Genomic DNA, 18088 nt, shown 5'->3' with positions numbered 1-18088 from the left:
CGGATCGCATCGGGACACAGGGAGAAAAAAATGTCAGGTTATGAAATCAATTTTGATGGTTTAGTGGGGCCGACGCATCATTATGCGGGCTTATCCTTTGGGAATGTTGCTTCAACCAAAAACCGTAATAATGCGTCAAATCCTAAGCTCGCAGCAAAGCAAGGCTTGAAGAAAATGAAAGCCCTTGCAGATTTAGGATTGAAGCAAGGTGTGTTTGCCCCACAAGAGCGTCCGCATGTGCCAACGTTGCGCCGTTTGGGCTTTACTGGCAGTGATATTGACGTGATTACCCAAGCCATGCGTACTGCACCAGCCTTATTATCATCGTTGAGTTCAGCTTCTTCGATGTGGACAGCCAACTCATGTACAGTGTCGCCATCGGCAGATAGTGCTGACAAACGCATGCATTTTACAGCGGCAAACCTGAATAATAAGTTCCATCGATCAATTGAGCATCATACGACTACCCGTATTCTTCAAGCCATGTTCAATAATGATGTATATTTCGCGCACCATGAAGCACTGCCTGAAGCCGCTTTATTTGGTGACGAAGGGGCAGCCAATCATAACCGTCTTGGTGGTGGGTATGATCAAGCGGGTGTACAGGTGTTTGTGTATGGTCAGCAACAGCTTGGTGGAACGGTGGCACCGCAGAAATTCCCTGCGCGTCAAACCCGCGAGGCAAGTGAAGCGATTGCACGTTTGCATCGTCTGGATGCGAAACGCACGGTGTTTATTCAGCAAAATCCAGCTGTGATTGATCAAGGTGTATTTCATAACGATGTCATCGCCGTAAGTAATCAACAAGTGTTGTTCCATCATCAACAGGCGTTTTTAAATCAGGCGGTGGCATTGGATGAAATCCGTAAAAAGATGGCGGGGATCGAGCAAGAGTTTATTTCGATTGAAGTTCCCGACAATCGTGTCAGCGTTGAAGATGCAGTCTCGACTTATTTGTTCAACAGCCAGATTTTAACTCGTGCAGATGGTGGCATGAGCATTGTGGTACCAGAGGAATCACGTCACAACAAGGCGGTATGGAGCTACTTGAATGACATGATTCAAATGGGTACGCCAATTGATGACATCAAGGTATTTGATTTGCGTGAAAGTATGCGTAATGGCGGTGGACCTGCATGTTTGAGATTGCGTGTTGCCGTGAATGAGGCTGAACTGGCTGCAGTGAATCCAAACTTGTTTATGAATGATGCGCTGTTCAAAACCCTGAATCAGTGGGTGGATCAGCATTATCGTGATGAGTTAACACAAGATGATTTGGCCGATCCAAGTTTATTGATCGAGAGCCGTACTGCACTCGATGAACTGACCAAGATTTTGGCTTTAGGTTCGGTTTATCACTTCCAAAGATAAACACAAATAACGGCTTTTAAGGATGAAAGTACATGGTTGATTTACTAACGTTGACTTTAGAACAACAAGTCCCAGTGCAAATGCAAGGGGAAAGCGCTGGATTTACATGGCAATGGCTAGGTGAAGGGCTATTGCAATGTACACCCAAGACAAGCTATGTAAAAACCATGGTACTTTCTGCTGGCATTCATGGCAATGAAACGGCACCGATCGAATTATTGTCACAGATCATTCATGATTTATTTACTGAACGGTTGGTACTGGCGGTACGTGTACTGTTTGTATTGGGCAATCCTGAAGCGATTCGTCATGGTGCACGTTATCTTGAAAATGATATGAACCGCATGTTCTGTGGTGCTTACCAAAATTTAATTCAAGATCAAGAGACTGAACGGGCGGCGCATTTAGAGCAAGTGACAACACAGTTTTTTGAACAGAGTCAGCCACAGGCACAGCGTTATCATTATGATTTACATACCGCTATTCGTGCCTCATTACTGCCTGTTTTTGCCTTATTTCCATATCAAACACATGCCTATGATGAATTCCTGATTCAAAGTTTAAAGGCGGCTGATCTGGATGCTTTGGTCTATCACAATGCCGCAGGCAAAACCTTTACTCACTTTACGGCTGAAAAATTTCAGGCAGCCAGTAGTACTTTGGAGCTAGGTAAGGCTAAACCTTTTGGGGCCAATGATTTAGCTGAGTTTGCCAGTACTGACCTGATGTTACGTGCAGTTCTTGCAGATCAAGCATTGCCTGCACGACTAAAAGGACCGATTCGCCAATTTAAGGTAGTGGATTCAGTATTAAAACAAAGTGATGATTTTCAGCTGAATTTAAGTGCCGATGCTCCTAATTTCTCTACTTTTCAGAAAGGTGAGTTGATTGCGACTCAGCAAGCAGGGAATTATGTCGCGCATGATCAGCAAGTCTGGATTTTATTCCCGAATCCTAATGTGAAAACAGGGCTTCGGGCTGGACTGATATTAAAAGAAATTAAGTAAGCGGTCGCCGATTTAACAGCTTAATTATCGGCAAGAAACGGATGAAATGGAGTTTGAATATGGATGTTCAATAGAACAAAACGTGTCAAAGAATATCGTTTAGATATTCGTTTTTATGAGTGCAATACAGCAAGGACAGGTTGTCATAAGAATACAGTTGGAGTGACCGTGTATGAGTAACAATAACGAAAAGACATTCCCACCAGGTGAAGGCTTGGGTGGGCAATATGTGCCACAGCAGGATGTTGCCAGTCTATCAGGAGTTTCTAGCTCTGAGATTGAAATCGGTAAACCATTGAAACGTGCCATGACCAAGCGTCATCTGGTGATGATTTCATTGGGTGGTGCAATTGGAACAGGGCTGTTTTTAGGTTCTGGTGATGTCATTTCTCAGGCTGGCCCAGTCGGAGCGATTCTCGCTTACCTATTGGGTGGTGTGATTGCCTACATGGTGATGTTGTGCTTGGGTGAATTGGCAGTACAGATGCCGGTTTCAGGTTCTTTTGGTGAATATGCCAGAACGTATATTGGACCAGGCACAGGTTATATGATCACTTGGTTGTATTGGCTGACATGGACTGCAACGCTAGGCACTGAATTTACTGCCGCTGCATTACTCATGCAAGAATGGTTTCCTTCTATTTCCATGTGGACCTGGACTTTATTATTTGCAGGTTTGGTCTTTAGTCTGAATGTCAGTTCGACACGGTTATTTGCCGAGTCTGAATTTTGGTTATCGTTGGTCAAAGTGTTGACCATTATCTGTTTTATTGGATTGGGCCTAGCGGCCATTTTTGGCATGATTTCTTATCATGGGCATGAGTCGGCACCGTTGTTTAGCAAGCTGACGGAACATGGTTGGTTTCCAAATGGTATTTTCCCAATTTTTGCGACCATGCTCATCGTGAATTTTGCATTTTCGGGTACAGAGTTGATTGGTGTGGCGGCAGGTGAAGCAGAAGAGCCTGCGAAAACGGTACCTAAAGCAATCAATGCTGCGATCTGGCGTTTATTGATTTTCTTTGTCGGTACCATTGTAGTGATTTGTGCATTACTGCCGTATGAGATGGCGGGTCTAAATGCTAACAGTGTCAGCAATAGCCCATTCGTGACCGTATTTAATTACATTGGTATTCCATACGCAGAAGACATTATTCGTTTTGTGATTATTACTGCACTTTTGTCTGCGGCAAACTCAGGTTTATTTGCTGCATCACGCATGATGTGGTCTTTGTCAGAGAAGAAGCAGTTACCCAAAGTGTTTTCAAAGTTGACCCGTTCAGGCACACCGATTATTGCGATTATTGTCACTATGTTTGGCGCAATTCCAGGATTATTATCTGAACATTTTGCCCCTGAAACGATTTTCAAAAACCTACTCGGTGTTGCTGCATTTACCATGGTGGTGGTGTGGATTTCGATTTGTGTTTCCCAATTCAACTTCCGCAGACAATGGATTAAATCAGGTAAAACAGTCAAAGATCTTAAATTTGCAGCACCTTTATTTCCACTGACCCCGATTTTAGGTGGGGTATTCTGTGTGATTACCTGTATTAGTATGGTGACCGATCCATCGATGCAAGTCGGTTTTATCTGCTGTGTATTATTTATTATTGCTTGTTATGTGAGTTATAACCTTTTCTATAAAGATAAGGCGATTTAAAACTTCAAAGAACAATAAACAGGGTGGATCAGTTATAGAGATGTACTGTAACTGATCCACTTTTTTTATGGGAAATGCTTAAACCTAATTTGTGTAGATAAAAGAAGCCGCTTTTCTATAGAGATAGGCCTGATTTTTGCTAAAGATTCTGACACAATTCCATGAATCAGGCTTTTAAACCCTGATTTGTTTATATATTGTGTAAGATTGGCAGTGATGCGTTGTGCTTATCAAAAATAACGGTATAACAGAAGCTAAGTCGATTATGTAAACGAAACAGAATTTTGATCATAGGCATGACTATATGGCGAATAAAAATAATCAGCCTTTAGCAATTGGTCAGCAAGTCAAGCTAAGCGAATTGGCTGGTTGTGAAGAATGTGACGCGATTTACCGTAAGGTCGAGTTGGTGTCGGGCGAACGCGCTTATTGTACCTGTTGTGGTGCTGAACTTTATCGTCGCAGCCATTCGTTTTCATCCTTATTGGCGTTGGTTATTACTGCATTGATTATCTTCGTGATTGCCAATAGTTTTCCCATTGTGATTGTCGAGCTTCAAGGTAACACCTCGCAAACCACCTTGATTGGTGCGGCATGGACCATGTTTCATATTGATCGTGCCTTGGTCGGGGTGCTGATTCTGATCACAACTTTTATCGTACCCTTGATTGAATTGTTATTACTCAGCTATGTACTTGTATGTATCAGTCTCTGGAAACGTAGACCTCCATATTTAATCCCTGCACTGCGGGCATTGTTTCTGTTTCGGACATGGGGAATGGTGGAAGTATTTTTAATTGGTGTACTGGTGACATTGGTTAAACTGGTTGGCATGGTTACCGTGATTCCAGGTGTTGCATTGTGGGCCTTTACCTTGCTTAGTGTCCTTTTGGTATATATTGCTTCACTCAAAATCAAAGATCTTTGGAATGAAGTGGATAGGAGTCTGGGATGAAGCAGGCTAAAGTTCAGAACGCCGAAACTTCTTCAATTATAGAACAGCTTTCTGATGTTGATTTACAGATTAAAAATTACGTCAGGGCAAAAGATGTCGGGTTAATTCAATGCCATTGTTGCGGATTACTCAACCAAGTTGGTGCTCAGGCTGATCAACATGGGCATGCACATTGCTCTCGATGTAAAAGCGCATTGCATTCGCGCAAGCCAGAAAGTTTAAATCGTACGCTAGCCTTGGTGGTTGCTGCTGCAATTTTATATATTCCTGCCAATGTCCTTCCGATGACCATTACCGATTCTTTATTGGGCCGTCAGCAAGACACCATTATTAGTGGCGTGATCTATTTTTGGCAAAATGGTGATTATCTGGTCTCTGTCGTGATTTTTATGGCCAGTATCTTTATCCCGATTTTAAAATTATTGATTCTGATTTTTTTATTGGTTTCAGTCTATATGCAGTCATCTTCCAAATGGCATTTTAGTCCTGAACAATGTGCGCTGATGTATCGTATTGTTGAGTTTATTGGACGGTGGTCCATGATTGACGTTTTTGTGGTTGCATTGCTCACTGCATTGATTCAGATTCAATCATTGGCAACCATATTGGCAGGGCCGGGAGCTGTGGCTTTTGGTGCCGTTGTGGTGTTGACCATGTTTGCTTCCTTGAGTTTTGATCCAAGGATTATTTGGGACAATTATTTCAAGGCACATCAAGCGGATGAGCAGCAATCAAATCATATGAAAGGAACGGCGATTCATCAATTAAAAAGTTAAGATTGAAGATTCGTCTTATTTTTGACCTATAAAAGAAAGATCACTATGTCAGAAAATACCCCGACTAACCAAGATTCTGCAGAGAACTCAACCGAGTTAACGCAGAATGATGCAATCCTCGCTGAACCTGAAAAGAAGAAAGGGCGTTGGCGACCTGCATTGATTTGGCTGGTACCATTCGTTGCGCTGCTGATTGGAATTTCACTGGCAGCCAAAGCGGTTCTTGATACAGGCCCAAGTATTGAAGTGTCTTTTCGTACTGCAGAAGGCTTAGTCGCAGGTAAGACTACAGTCCGTTATAAACAGGTGGATATCGGTTTGGTGCGTCAAATTGATCTGTCAGATGATCGTTCACACATTATTGCCAAAATCGAGCTACGTAAAGATGCCAGTAATTTTGCAGCCAAAGATTCACGATTTTGGGTGGTGAGACCGAGAGTGGGAACAGGGGGGATCTCGGGGATCGATACCTTACTCTCTGGGGCTTATATTGAAGTCGATGGTGGTAAGGCGGAGCAAAAGCAGGAAACCTTTACGGGGCTTGAAGTGCCGCCTGTGGTCTCTTCAGATATTCCCGGTAAAGTCTTTTTCCTCAAAGCACAAGATTTAGGTTCATTGGATATTGGTGTGCCGATTTACTATCGCAGAATTAATGTTGGGCAGATTACTGCCTATAAATTAGCCGCTGATGGAAAAAGTGTAGAACTTCAAACTTTTATTCAATCACCTTACGATAAATTCGTGACCACTGACGCCCGTTTCTGGCAAGCCAGTGGTGTGGATGTGACCTTAAATGCATCTGGCTTTAATTTAGATACTCAATCGCTTGCCAGTATTGTGGCAGGCGGGATTGCCTTTGGTTATCCTGAAAATTCGGCTGGTGCTATTGCGCCTGACAATAGCTATTTTATTTTGTCTGATTCCCGCAAAGAAGCAATGAAAGAGCCTGATGGTAAACCACGTCCAATTATTATGTATTTTGATCATTCGCTTCGTGGTTTAACTGCGGGTGCACCGATTGACTTTATGGGGATTGAGATTGGTAATGTTAAATCAATCAATGTCGAATTTGATCAGTCTTATACCCATTTAAGAATGCGTGTGGATGCAGTCATTTATCCATCGCGATTGGCTCACGGCAAAGAGCTTGATCCAGATGGCGAAATTTTTAAATACTTTATTGAGAAGGGCTGGCGTGCGCAGATGCGGACAGGTAATTTATTAACAGGTCAGAACTACATTGCCTTTGATAAGTTTCCAAAAGCCAAAGCTGCTTCTTTGATCACCAGACCAGATGGACGTGTTGAAGTACCGACCACTGCAACAGAGCTGAGTGGCTTACAGGCGCAAGTGTCACAAATTGCCGATAAAGTCAGTAAGTTCCCACTCGAAGAAATTGGAAAAGACGTTCGTAAAACACTGAATAATATGAATACCACCATTGAGTCGACAGATAAGTTGGTGAAACAGTTGGATGGCAAAGTGGCACCAGATTTGCAAGCGACATTGAATGATGTGCGTAAAACCATGCAATCTAGTGAGTCGATTCTATCCAGTGATGCGCCGATGCAGCAAGATGTGCGTAAAGCTTTACAACAAATGACCCGAGCAGCCGCGTCCTTGCAATTAATGGCGGACTATATTGAACAACATCCCGAATCATTGATTCGTGGTAAAAAAACAGAGGCAGACAAGAAATGATTAGCAGCACAGCCAAACCGCTATTAGCGGTTTCATTGAAACTCAGTCTCTTGTCCATGGTCTTATTGTTAGGGGCTTGTTCAAGTACGCCTACGCCAAACTATTATACCTTGGCAAGTAAAGCCACACCTTTGGCAAGCTCGAAAGTGCGTGTGATCGAGGTTCTTCCTGTGGGTTTGCCTGATCGTATCAATCGTGCGCCAATTGTGGTGCAGGATGCCGCAGGTAAATCGCGAATTTTAGAGAACGAACGCTGGACCTCAACACTGGGTGCGGAGTTAAGAGACAATTTGTCGGCAGGTTTGCAGCAAAAGCTTGGCGCGGTCGATCGTTATAATAGTGGTATGGCGGGAGGTAAGGTGTCTTACCGAGTTGCGACTGATTTTTCTCACTTCGATGTGGTTACTGCTGATGCTGCCAAGAAAAATGTAGAGGTTTCTGTGGCTTGGATTATCAAGCGGAATGATCCCACTATCACATTGGACCAAAATTCAAACCAAAATCAGCAGTTGGCATGTCGGATGAGCTTTAGCCAACCGATACAAGAGCACAATGATTCAATCCAAAATGTTGTGAGTGCCGCCAGTGGCTCATTGAGCCGAGTTGTTGATGCCATTGCACTGTCGATTGTGGCCTCAGACTCGAAAACTCAAATCAACATTAATGAGGTGGTTTGTTCTTAATCTCGATGAAATTGGGGTGTACTGATCATATTTGTTTAATTCAGGTTTTATTGTTTATGTGAACATCAAGCTTTAATGTTGTTTTAAGTTGCTCTCTTTAATTTACCAACCAATACGAATACCTCATTTCGTCTTTGGCTAAATCAAAACATTAAAGAGAGCATAAAAATGAATCAATGTGTGATGAGCGCAAAAAATATTATTCGTGGTAAGCACCACCCAGAATTTTTACAGCATGAAGTTCTTGCTGATATCTTTATTGAAACGGCACAAAAATTTCCTGAAAAAGTAGCCCTGATTGAAGCTGAACGAACGTTGAGCTACGGCGAGCTCTATCAACAAGCTTTATTGATGGCACAGCATTTGACCCTGAACGGAGTCAAAGCGGGTGACATTGTTGGTTTATGGCTGCCGCGTGGCATCGAACTATTAAAATCACAATTAGCAATTTGTTTAAGTGGTGCGGCTTGGCTACCGTTTGATATGGATACTCCAGCAGATCGAATCGCTGTTTGTCTGGAGGATGCGGCTGCAGTCGGGATGATTAGCAGTGATGAATGGTATGAACACCTGCACGAAGTTCCGCAAACAAAATGGACCAATACTGAATTACAGCGACCGCTACATGAAACGGTGGTATTGGCCAAAACCTCGCCTGAACAACCTGCCTATATTATTTATACTTCAGGTTCAACGGGTAAGCCGAAAGGGATTGTGATCACCCAGAAGAATATCTGTCATTTCCTGCGCAGTGAAAACAGTATTTTAGGTATTCAAGAACAGGATAAGGTCTATCAAGGGTTCTCGGTGGCTTTTGATATGTCCTTTGAGGAAATCTGGTTGTCTTATCTGGTGGGTGCAAGCTTGTGGATTGCACCAAAATCTTTAGTCAGTGATCCAGAGCGGCTTTGTCAAACACTGAAACAGCAACAGATTACGGTATTACATGCTGTGCCGACTTTACTGGCCTTATTTCCTGAAGATGTTCCAAATCTACGCATCATCAACTTGGGTGGCGAGATGTGTCCAGACTCTTTGGTGGAACGTTGGGCATTGCCGCACCATCAGATGTTTAATACCTATGGTCCGACTGAAACCACGGTATCTGCCAGTTTAGAGTTATTACAACAAGGTAAGCCTGTCACCATTGGTAAGCCCTTACCCAACTATGGCATGTTGGTGATCAATGCAGAAAGAGAATTATTGGCTCAAGGCGAAACAGGGGAACTGTGTATTTTTGGGCCGAGCGTAGCGCAAGGTTATTTAGGGCGGCCTGATTTAACCGCTGATAAATTTATTGAGAATCCTTGGGCAAATAATGAGGATGAAATCAGTTTGTATCGCACAGGAGACCTCGCCAAAATTGATGAATTTGGTCAGGTGCATTGTTTGGGCCGTGCTGATGATCAGGTCAAAATCCGTGGGTTTCGGGTTGAACTGGGTGAAATTGAAGCAGCACTGTGTGATCTGGATGGGATTGGAACCGCGGCGGTGATGCTACGTGCTGAAGATGGCATTGATCAGTTGGTTGCTTTTATTGCCCCTGAAATTGATGCCAAGCAAGCGATTGAAATCAAACAGCTACGGCATCATCTGAGTCAGCGTTTGCCACCTTATATGGTGCCCAATCGCTTTGAAATTATTGAGGAAGTACCACGTTTATTGTCAGGTAAAATTGACCGTAAGGCATTAAAGGCTCGTCCATTAACCAGCGTGATTGATCGGAGTGAATCAGACCAACCACAGAATACAGCCGAAGAGATTTTATTTGAGATTCTAGCTCGTTTATTTCCCAATATTCCGATTAAGTTAGACTCAGATTTCTTTGATGATTTGGGCGGTCATTCACTCTTGGCTGCTGTTTTAGTCTCAAATCTGCGTGAACACTCTGCATATAGCCATCTCACTATTCAAAGTTTATATCAGGCCAGAAAAGTAGGGGCGATTGCGGCCTTGATGCTTGAGCAACCCGAACCTTCAAGCTTTGACCGCCAAATCGGACAAGATAATCCACGTAATCAAGCTTATAAATGGCTTTGTGGGGTTGCACAGGCGGTCACCATTCCTGTTTTGATCTCGGTGAATATCTTGCAGTGGTTAGCACCATTCTTTACCTATCATTATTTTACAGGTGGAACACGAGATAGTATTCCTTATGCAATTTTGCTGTCTTTATTGGTATATATCAGTGTCATCATTGCTAGCTTTGCGGTTTCAATGAGTGTTAAACGCATCCTGATGTTGGGAATTGGTGCTGGTCGTTACCCGTTATGGGGCATGACCTATTTCCGTTGGTGGTTGGCAGATCGTATTAGTAGTATTTCACCAGTATATTTACTTTCTGGTTCAACCTTACTGAATTTATACCTTAAAGCACTTGGAGCGAAGATTGGGCATGATGTCACCATTAGCTCGGTGCATATTCGGATGCCGTCACTGTTAACGATTGAAGATGGCGTCAGTATTGGTTCAAATGTAAATCTGGAAAATGCCAAAGTCGAACATGGTCACTTGGTGTTGGGTTCAATTCAGCTCAAACAGGACAGTTATGTGGGATCTTATGCGGTATTGGAAGAAAATACGGTGTTAGAAGCAAAAGCTCATGTTAATGCTTTAAGCTCGATTGAATATGGGACTACGGTACCTGCAGGTGAAACTTGGGATGGAACACCCGCTAGAAAAATCGGCCATATTGATCAACTTGCGCCATTAGCGACACGTCCAAAATTATCTTTAGTGCGCAAATTTGCTGAATATGGTTATTACAGTGTTAGTGCTTTAATCATTGCTTGCTTGTTCTTTATTCCGATTTTCCCAAGCTTCTTGTTAGTGGATTGGTTGGATGTCAATGTCTTTAATATCGATCCGAATAACCATATTCAAACGGCGCTGTATTATTTCATCCTTGCGATTCCTGCCAGTGCCATGATGATGGTGATTACCGCATTGATTTCATCGGCTATTCGTAAAGTGGTGTTGCCACATTTAGAGACGGGCACTTATGCAGTACATGGTGGGGTCTATTATCGTAAATGGTTTGCAGCTCAAATTTTGGAAACCAGTTTGCAAACCTTACATGGCTTGTTCGCCACAATTTATGCTCCAACATGGTTCCGTATGTTGGGTGCCAAGGTGGGTAAAAATACAGAGATTTCGACCGCCACAGGTGTGATTCCTGAAATGTTGACCCTAGGTGAAGAAAGCTTTATTGCGGATGCAGTAATGTTAGGTGATGAAGAAATCAAAGGTGGTTGGATGTCGTTGAAATCCACTCAAATTGGTCATCGTAGCTTTGTTGGGAATAGTGCTTATATCGCGGATGGTACGGTATTACCTGACAATGTTTTGATTGGGGTACAGTCCAAAACACCAGATAACCGAGAAATGTATTCAGGTCAAACTTGGTTTGGTTCTCCAGCATTGTTGTTACCTGCACGTGAAGCTGCGGAACAGTATCCCGATCATCTTACCTTTAAACCAAGTATCAAGCGCCGTTTCATGCGTGGTTTGATTGAGGGTTTACGCATTGTATTACCGACAGCGCTCGCCATTGGAGTTGGCTATATGATCGTTCTCGAAGTGATTGATGTGATCAACGATTATAGTATTGCGATGGGCTTGCTGGCTTTAACCTTGGCGGGCTTATTGTACGGTATTGGTTGCTTTGTCATCGTGACATTCTTGAAATGGGCTTTAATTGGACGTTACCAACCACGTTCGGCACCGATGTGGACCATGTTCGTTTGGCTCAGTGAGGGGATTACCAGTCTGTATGAATCGGTTGCGATTCCGAACTTTTTAAACTATTTAAGAGGGACGCCGATGTTGCCATTCTTTTTACGCCTGTTAGGAGTAAACATTGGTAAAGATGTCTATCTGGATACTGCCGATATTACCGAGTTTGACTGCGTGAAGATTGGTGATCGTGCTGAGTTTAATAGTTTTTCTGGACCGCAAACCCATTTGTTTGAAGACCGGATTATGAAAATTGGTCAAGTGAATGTGGGCAGTGATGTGGTCGTGAATGCTCGCAGTATTATTTTATACAATGCCAATGTGAATAATCACGCGGTATTAGGGCCACTGACCTTGGTGATGAAAGGAGAGAATATTCCTGCAAAATCAGCATGGATTGGTTCACCTGCAGTACCTTGGAAGCATGCTTAAGTTTTGATAATTGATCAAGCAAAGAAAGGGATAAGAACATGATGTTTCTTATCCCTTTTCTATATGTGTAGTGAAGAGAATTGAAGAAAATACAACGCCTATTTATCAAGAATATATATAATTTAATTTTTATTTAAGATTGTTTTTATAATATTTTTTTATATAAAGTCATCATGGAATGATTGGCAATGTCAATTGAAAAGATAGATGTTAGTTTGTTTAATTGGATTAACTCAGTGGCAACGCAAAATCCGATTTTAGACAAAGCTGCTTTATTCGCATCACATAATTTAATTGCAGTGTTATTTATATTTTTAATTGCTTCATTGTTTTTTAAGGATAAAAAATACCGAGTGCAGTTTATCAAGATGCTTATCACGATCGTCGTTTCCTTATTGGTCACTCAGTTCATTCATGCTGTCTATTACCATCCACGTCCTTTTGACCTTGGAATCGGACACATCCTGACGGGACATGGTTCATCTTCTTCATTTCCAAGCCAACATACCTTGACAGTGGCAACCATTGCTTTTTCATATCTACTTTCGGGATATCGAAAAATAGGTAGCGCAGCTTTGTTATTGGGTTTAATTGTAGGATGGTCTAGAATTTATATTGGTGTTCATTTTCCCTTTGATGTACTTGGATCATTTGTGATTGCTTTAATACTTGTATTTGGGATGAATATCATCTTTAAAGAATTTATATTTAAAACTAAAAAAACAGTTGCTATATCCGTTATTGATTAAGGTTATTTTAATTTTAGGATGGTTTGTGTTTAATTAATATCTTTTAATCCGATGCTAAAATAAAACCTCCCTATATCGAGAGGTTTTATTTTATTTAACTAAGTTTTAGATGTATTTAAGATTCGTCTGTTCTTGCGGTTAACTGTCCTTCAGCAGTGAGTTGTTCTGCCATTTCCTTGGTTTTTCTTAGACCAGGCATACGGTATTCGGTATGGCCATAATCTTGAATAGATTTCCAACGACCACCCCAAGTTAAACCAACGGATTCAGCAACTTGTCCATAGAGTTGATAACCACGCATTGCCCAAGGGTCACGTTCTGAGATAACGACTTTACCGTTGCGTTTAAAAGCAACATCGGCAGCTAAACCAAATTGGTGATAGCTTTGATAACCTTTGGCACGGGTTGTATTTGGATTCCCTGCAAGCATATTTTGACGGCTTGGACTGCGGTAACCTTCAAGTAAGACCAGTTCATAACCATGTTGTTCTTTCATGATTTTGAATACCATTAGTAGGCGTTGCTTATAGCGAGGATTAATTTTGTCCCATTTACGATCGACCATGGATACATCAAAACTACCATGTGAATGTGTAAGTGGAATCTCAATTTGAGAGGCATTAATACTTGGATCGGTTGGATGCTGAGCTTGATAGGCTTGTTCAAGTCGAGTCGCTTCGACTATCGCATCTTCAATCAAGTTGGCATCGACTTCTGGTGGTGGACTTAGCATTTCACCATTCAGTAGCGTATAAATTTGAGGATCGGTCTCTTTTAAATATTCCGCCTCAATACGTGTGGAATTGATGGGGCGGGTGAATGCAAAAATCAGGATACTGGCAAATAAAAAGAAACCAGCGATTAAAATCCACCATTGTTGTAGGTGCCAATGCGATTGTAATTTTTCAGGCGAAGCAGCCTGATGCATATTCTCTGCAAACTGCATCGCATTGGCGATTTTCTTTTTGCTACTTGGAAGTAATGATTGCAACAACTGTTTGCATTTATAACGCAGCTCATAAGACATGAGCAGGGTTAATCCGATCGCGACAGCGACAAAGCAAAAGAAGATGATAAAAATCATTGTTTACTTGAGTTCATTCACTGCAAAGGGTTTTTGTGTCACTTTGATCTGTACCGTTGCCTCAGGTGCTTCTACTTCCGCCTCTGCAGTTTTTGCTGGTGCTGGCTTGGTCGCAGGAGGAACCGGTTTAGCCACTACTTTATTCGTTGGTGGAGCAATGGTTTCATTTTTGCTATGCGGCACTTTTACTGATGTTACTGTTGTTGGTTTCGTATTTGGCTCATTGGCAAATGGAGAAACATGCTGGCCATTCGGAGCGGGTGCAGCAGGCGGCGGTGTGCGTTGGAAAAATTTGTTTAAATCATTGCTCCCAGGTTGAGCAAAATTATTGTCTTCCACCGATTCAGTTGTTTCATGATGATTTGGAGTATTCACTTCCACTTCATTATTTTGTACGGTTGCTTTGGTGGCAGTTTGAACCGTTTCAGTTTCTTCAATCGTTTGTGGGACACTCGGCGCTGAGTTATTGACGTCACTTGCAAAGATGAAAAAAAACAATGCAGCAACGATGATTCCTGAAAGAAATCCGATCAGTAAATAAATTACAGGAGATAAGGTTTTTTTCTTATTGGTCTGTAATATGCGTAAAGAAGTTGTTCTTTCCTGAGTCATACGTTATCAACTAAGGCAAATGGATGGTGATATGTGCTTCTTCGGCAGGCGCTGAAATCACATTCTGATAAGGAGCTAATGCACTCTGATTTTGTTTGGAGAGCATGAACTTTAAACCTGCAAAAGTGAGCGCAGCAAACATCAGTAAGAAGATCAAAATCCAGAAAAAAGGTAATTCGTGATGAATAATGTGTTTAATGTGGTCTGGAATGGCAGCAAAAGGAGAAAATGCTGCTTTTTTCCCTTTGAGATAATCAATCTCATCTCCAACACGAGCCACGAGGTGATTTAAGCTTTCTACTGATTCTAGACGGTATTTACCTTGAAAACCGAGTAAGAGGCAGTAATGAAAAACCTCAAGCGATGCTAGGCGTTCTTTGCCACGACTCCGCAGTTGTTCTAAGATTTCAAAAAAACGATAACCAGCCAGTTGAGAGCCAAACAGGCTTAATTGCAATGGGCTGATCAGCCATGAATTCTGTAAATTAAAATAGGCTGCATCCTGTTGCGTTGCAATCGTTTCATCAATCAAGGCACAAAAGGCGTATTTGGCATCGTGAATATCATCAGCAGAAAACTGCAAACGTTTAGCTTGCTGTTCGAAGCGGTTCAATAAATCGACGATTTTTTCACGAAAATCAGTGGGATTTGCAGGTATATAGCGGTTGCGAAGTAAAAAAACCAAATAAAACCCATCATGTAATAGGTCAATTAAGTTGGTCGCTTGCGCTTTATTTTGTGGTTGATCAGACGCAGGTAAACCTGAACCAATTTTTCCATCATCAAATAAAGAGGGGATGCCTGTTGGTTGAGTCATTGTGATTCTCTTAACTATTCATTACAGCAATGAGTTCAATACTAATATCTTGGAAACCTGCGGGAACATAGACACAAATGGTTTCTGACTCAAGCATACGTTGATAGAGTTCATGATGTGGTTCAATTTCAAAATAGCTGACCCCAGAGCGCACTGGAATCGCTGTAGGAACTTGCATTAGATGATGGAGTGGAACAGCAGGAAGTGCTGCAATCACACGCTGTTCTACATCAATGGTACTGCCCACTTTGAAGCGCAAAGGTACGATTTGAATCAGCTCATGGGTTTGCATCATGCTGCTTGAAACAGCAATATAAAGACGTGTATCACGGGTAATTTTGTCTGACTCTAGACTACCCACCCAATAAGATGGTCGTGTTTCTTTCAAGGCAATACTGAAATAACGGCTCGAAATGATGGTATCCAGTAAATCTCTTAAAATCAGGTCTAGCTGTTGAAAACTGTCTTGTAATTGATGATGTTTATAGTGTGGTAAATGGTCAACATCATAAGCCGTAGAGAAGGTCAGTAATGAACCTGTTAAACGCAATAATTCTGAGAATAAACGTTCTGGGTGAATTAAAGGATATTGGAGTAAGTGATTTAATCCAGCATAGGCTGTATTTAAAGCATTAATTAACCAGAAGGAAACAATGTCTCCTGAGCGGAATTCGATCAACTTTTGTTCGTTTTCGCGGTTATTACTTTGAATGGTTTTAATTTTTGCCTTAATGACGTTGAGTGTACGCTTTAGATTGTTAATCAGCGATTCAGAGGCCGCAATATGTAAAATCGGTGGAATGAACTTATTGTCTAACTCAAAGTGACCCGAGCTTTGACGCTTAATTTTAGCGACAGGAATATATAAGAAACCATCTAAATTTTGGCTCGGCTGAATATGTTGCTCTAACAACTTAAATTCTGCACGGCGACGCAACAGATTCAGTTCAGCAGGACTCGCATCGGTAAACAGATCATGGGTTTCTGTCAAATAGTTATGGTAGCGACTAGAAACTGAGCGTGTTTCATCCGCGATATTCTTCTTATTGGCTTGTAAGATTGGCAGTGCCAAATAAACTGTCATTTCACCTTGTAGATTAAGATCATCCAGCAATAACGGCTCAGGCAATAAATCTTGTGCAGGAGCCTGATAAATCTCGCCATCTTGCCAAATGATTTCTACTTCTTGAAGTGCCAGAATATGAGTAGAAAGCTGAACTTCGTCAAACTTCAACTTTTGTACACCATAGGCATGTGGAATCATTGCCCGAATCGTATGATTCAAACGTTGTTCATGGTAGGTATCTTGGATCTGAAAATGCTGAGGACGTAAAAATAAGCCTTCACCCCAAAGAATCTTTTCTGCTTTAAACATATGTATTTACCAACAATTATTCATATTCATTCTTTGGCTGAACACCAAGAGTGTCCTGGAGCATTTGTAAAGGATGTTCATCCTTAATCACTTGAGTTAACCACTCATGCAGTGGCATTTGGCTCCACTTGATGGTTTTCTGCAACATATAGCTCACTGGGCTATGCGGTTCATTTTTCTGAAAATAAGTGGCAATTTCTTGCAGCACACGCATTGCCTGTTCGCGGTTTTCAACATGCGATTGAACTTGCGGCTGAAAAGACAGCTGATTTTGAGGTGCAGCAGATTGTGTCGTCACGTGTTGTACCATCGGTGTTGTCGATGTTTCAGTTTCTGTTATGACTGTTTGAGTCGTTTGCTCAAATAGATCAGTCTTGTATATCTTTTTCAGTGTGATATGAATGGTATCTAAGCTAGAGTCAATTGCCGCAAAACTTGGAGAGTCCAAACCAAGCAAGCCATCCAACACATTTTTCAGCGTTGTCCATTGTTGCAAGATGTCATTGAAACGTTGGTAATTTTGACGCTGAAAGTTTTTATCGGTATTGGATAGGGCTTGTTCGAACTGTTCTAATTCAGTTGAACCACTTGAATCTTCATAATCATCGCTTTGTTTACGACGGATATTTTCGTGATAAAGAAAGTTGTCGTAGTCGAGCAAATGATAATAAGGCGCATGGTTAATTAAAGAAACCTTTTTGATCAGTAAAGGGAGTTGATTAATTAAACCTTGTAATAAACCAATACGTTGGTCTAAATCATCATCTTCAACTTCTGGATGTAGGGTTAACCAATACTGTTCTAATAGGCGATGACTAAGTTCCAGACTTTTGCTAATGCCATCAAAGCCATACAGATTTGCCCAAGCTTCAGACAGCCATGTGAGCAAACGAATATCTTTACTTTTTGATTGTAGTAAATCTATAGACGTACTGGCAACAAAGTCCCAATCTGCCTGTTTGGGCTCAGTCACCCAATCCCCTTGATCAAGTAATACATCATCTTGGGTTTTTGCTTTTTTAATGGCGTGGAACTCATTTGAAAATGAATAATCCTCACCGCACGGTGACTGCTCATTAATTGGCGTTAGTAAAGATAAAATATCCATATGCATCACAAATTTAGCTC

General features: G+C 41.7%; 14 protein-coding genes. 9 read left to right on the top strand and 5 right to left on the bottom strand.

Annotation, left to right across the window (positions count from 1 at the left end):
- Nucleotides 1-30 precede the first annotated feature (30 nt).
- The 9 genes from astB (at nucleotide 31) to NG55_RS04865 (ending at nucleotide 13072) form a co-directional block, all read left to right on the top strand.
- Nucleotides 31-1371, top strand: a complete 1341-nt coding sequence (astB, locus tag NG55_RS04905) for an N-succinylarginine dihydrolase (protein ID WP_065342516.1) — start codon at nucleotides 31-33, stop codon at nucleotides 1369-1371.
- 32 nt (nucleotides 1372-1403) lie between these two features.
- Nucleotides 1404-2378: a succinylglutamate desuccinylase gene (astE, locus tag NG55_RS04900; RefSeq protein WP_016541793.1), complete on the top strand. Its 975-nt coding sequence runs from the start codon at nucleotides 1404-1406 to the stop codon at nucleotides 2376-2378.
- A gap of 172 nt (nucleotides 2379-2550) precedes the next feature.
- Complete coding sequence (locus NG55_RS04895) at nucleotides 2551-4041, top strand: amino acid permease (protein ID WP_065342515.1); 1491 nt, start codon at nucleotides 2551-2553, stop codon at nucleotides 4039-4041.
- Between the two features lie 304 nt (nucleotides 4042-4345).
- Entirely contained in the window at nucleotides 4346-4996 is a 651-nt protein-coding gene (locus NG55_RS04890; protein WP_016541791.1) for a paraquat-inducible protein A, read from the top strand.
- Nucleotides 4993-5772, top strand: a complete 780-nt coding sequence (locus NG55_RS04885) for a paraquat-inducible protein A (RefSeq protein ID WP_065342514.1) — start codon at nucleotides 4993-4995, stop codon at nucleotides 5770-5772. Before NG55_RS04890 ends, NG55_RS04885 begins: the two co-directional genes overlap by 4 nt.
- A gap of 39 nt (nucleotides 5773-5811) precedes the next feature.
- Entirely contained in the window at nucleotides 5812-7473 is a 1662-nt protein-coding gene (locus NG55_RS04880; RefSeq protein ID WP_171257939.1) for a PqiB family protein, read from the top strand.
- Complete coding sequence (locus NG55_RS04875; RefSeq protein ID WP_065342512.1) at nucleotides 7470-8156, top strand: PqiC family protein; 687 nt, start codon at nucleotides 7470-7472, stop codon at nucleotides 8154-8156. Before NG55_RS04880 ends, NG55_RS04875 begins: the two co-directional genes overlap by 4 nt.
- Before the next feature lie 168 nt (nucleotides 8157-8324).
- Nucleotides 8325-12323 carry a delta-poly-L-ornithine synthetase PosA gene (gene posA / locus NG55_RS04870; RefSeq protein ID WP_065342511.1) on the top strand — a complete coding sequence of 1333 codons (3999 nt, stop codon included), beginning with the start codon at nucleotides 8325-8327 and terminating at the stop codon, nucleotides 12321-12323.
- 188 nt (nucleotides 12324-12511) lie between these two features.
- A complete protein-coding gene (locus NG55_RS04865; RefSeq protein WP_065342510.1) occupies nucleotides 12512-13072 on the top strand; it encodes an undecaprenyl-diphosphatase in 561 nt (186 codons plus the stop codon).
- Nucleotides 13073-13187: 115 nt separating this feature from the next.
- Here NG55_RS04865 and NG55_RS04860 read toward each other — a convergent pair whose 3' ends face one another.
- Genes NG55_RS04860 through tssA form a run of 5 tightly spaced genes read right to left on the bottom strand, consistent with a single transcriptional unit; the run spans nucleotide 13188 to nucleotide 18074 of the window.
- Nucleotides 13188-14156 (bottom strand): M15 family metallopeptidase, encoded by a 969-nt coding sequence (locus tag NG55_RS04860; RefSeq protein WP_171257919.1) that lies wholly within the window; start codon nucleotides 14154-14156, stop codon nucleotides 13188-13190.
- A 3-nt stretch (nucleotides 14157-14159) separates the two neighbouring features.
- Nucleotides 14160-14768 (bottom strand): hypothetical protein, encoded by a 609-nt coding sequence (locus NG55_RS04855; RefSeq protein ID WP_016541783.1) that lies wholly within the window; start codon nucleotides 14766-14768, stop codon nucleotides 14160-14162.
- A gap of 10 nt (nucleotides 14769-14778) precedes the next feature.
- Nucleotides 14779-15585: a type IVB secretion system protein IcmH/DotU gene (gene icmH, locus NG55_RS04850; RefSeq protein WP_016541782.1), complete on the bottom strand. Its 807-nt coding sequence runs from the start codon at nucleotides 15583-15585 to the stop codon at nucleotides 14779-14781.
- A gap of 10 nt (nucleotides 15586-15595) precedes the next feature.
- Nucleotides 15596-16960 (bottom strand): type VI secretion system baseplate subunit TssK, encoded by a 1365-nt coding sequence (tssK, locus tag NG55_RS04845; RefSeq protein ID WP_016541781.1) that lies wholly within the window; start codon nucleotides 16958-16960, stop codon nucleotides 15596-15598.
- Nucleotides 16961-16976: 16 nt separating this feature from the next.
- Nucleotides 16977-18074, bottom strand: a complete 1098-nt coding sequence (tssA, locus tag NG55_RS04840) for a type VI secretion system protein TssA (protein ID WP_065342509.1) — start codon at nucleotides 18072-18074, stop codon at nucleotides 16977-16979.
- Nucleotides 18075-18088 lie beyond the last annotated feature (14 nt).

The sequence above is a fragment of the Acinetobacter gyllenbergii genome (assembly GCF_001682515.1).
Classification (GTDB): Bacteria; Pseudomonadota; Gammaproteobacteria; order Pseudomonadales; family Moraxellaceae; genus Acinetobacter; species Acinetobacter gyllenbergii.
This window is presented reverse-complemented; position numbering and strand designations above follow the sequence as displayed.

Coding starts and splice junctions, on each gene's coding strand:
- NG55_RS04890 (WP_016541791.1), top strand. CDS start 4,346: ATGGCGAATAAAAATAATCAGCCTTTAGCAATTGGTCAGCAAGTCAAG.
- astB (WP_065342516.1), top strand. CDS start 31: ATGTCAGGTTATGAAATCAATTTTGATGGTTTAGTGGGGCCGACGCAT.
- NG55_RS04860 (WP_171257919.1), bottom strand. CDS start 14,156: ATGATTTTTATCATCTTCTTTTGCTTTGTCGCTGTCGCGATCGGATTA.
- NG55_RS04895 (WP_065342515.1), top strand. CDS start 2,551: ATGAGTAACAATAACGAAAAGACATTCCCACCAGGTGAAGGCTTGGGT.
- tssA (WP_065342509.1), bottom strand. CDS start 18,074: ATGCATATGGATATTTTATCTTTACTAACGCCAATTAATGAGCAGTCA.
- posA (WP_065342511.1), top strand. CDS start 8,325: ATGAATCAATGTGTGATGAGCGCAAAAAATATTATTCGTGGTAAGCAC.
- tssK (WP_016541781.1), bottom strand. CDS start 16,960: ATGTTTAAAGCAGAAAAGATTCTTTGGGGTGAAGGCTTATTTTTACGT.
- NG55_RS04875 (WP_065342512.1), top strand. CDS start 7,470: ATGATTAGCAGCACAGCCAAACCGCTATTAGCGGTTTCATTGAAACTC.
- NG55_RS04855 (WP_016541783.1), bottom strand. CDS start 14,768: ATGACTCAGGAAAGAACAACTTCTTTACGCATATTACAGACCAATAAG.
- astE (WP_016541793.1), top strand. CDS start 1,404: ATGGTTGATTTACTAACGTTGACTTTAGAACAACAAGTCCCAGTGCAA.
- NG55_RS04865 (WP_065342510.1), top strand. CDS start 12,512: ATGTCAATTGAAAAGATAGATGTTAGTTTGTTTAATTGGATTAACTCA.
- icmH (WP_016541782.1), bottom strand. CDS start 15,585: ATGACTCAACCAACAGGCATCCCCTCTTTATTTGATGATGGAAAAATT.
- NG55_RS04885 (WP_065342514.1), top strand. CDS start 4,993: ATGAAGCAGGCTAAAGTTCAGAACGCCGAAACTTCTTCAATTATAGAA.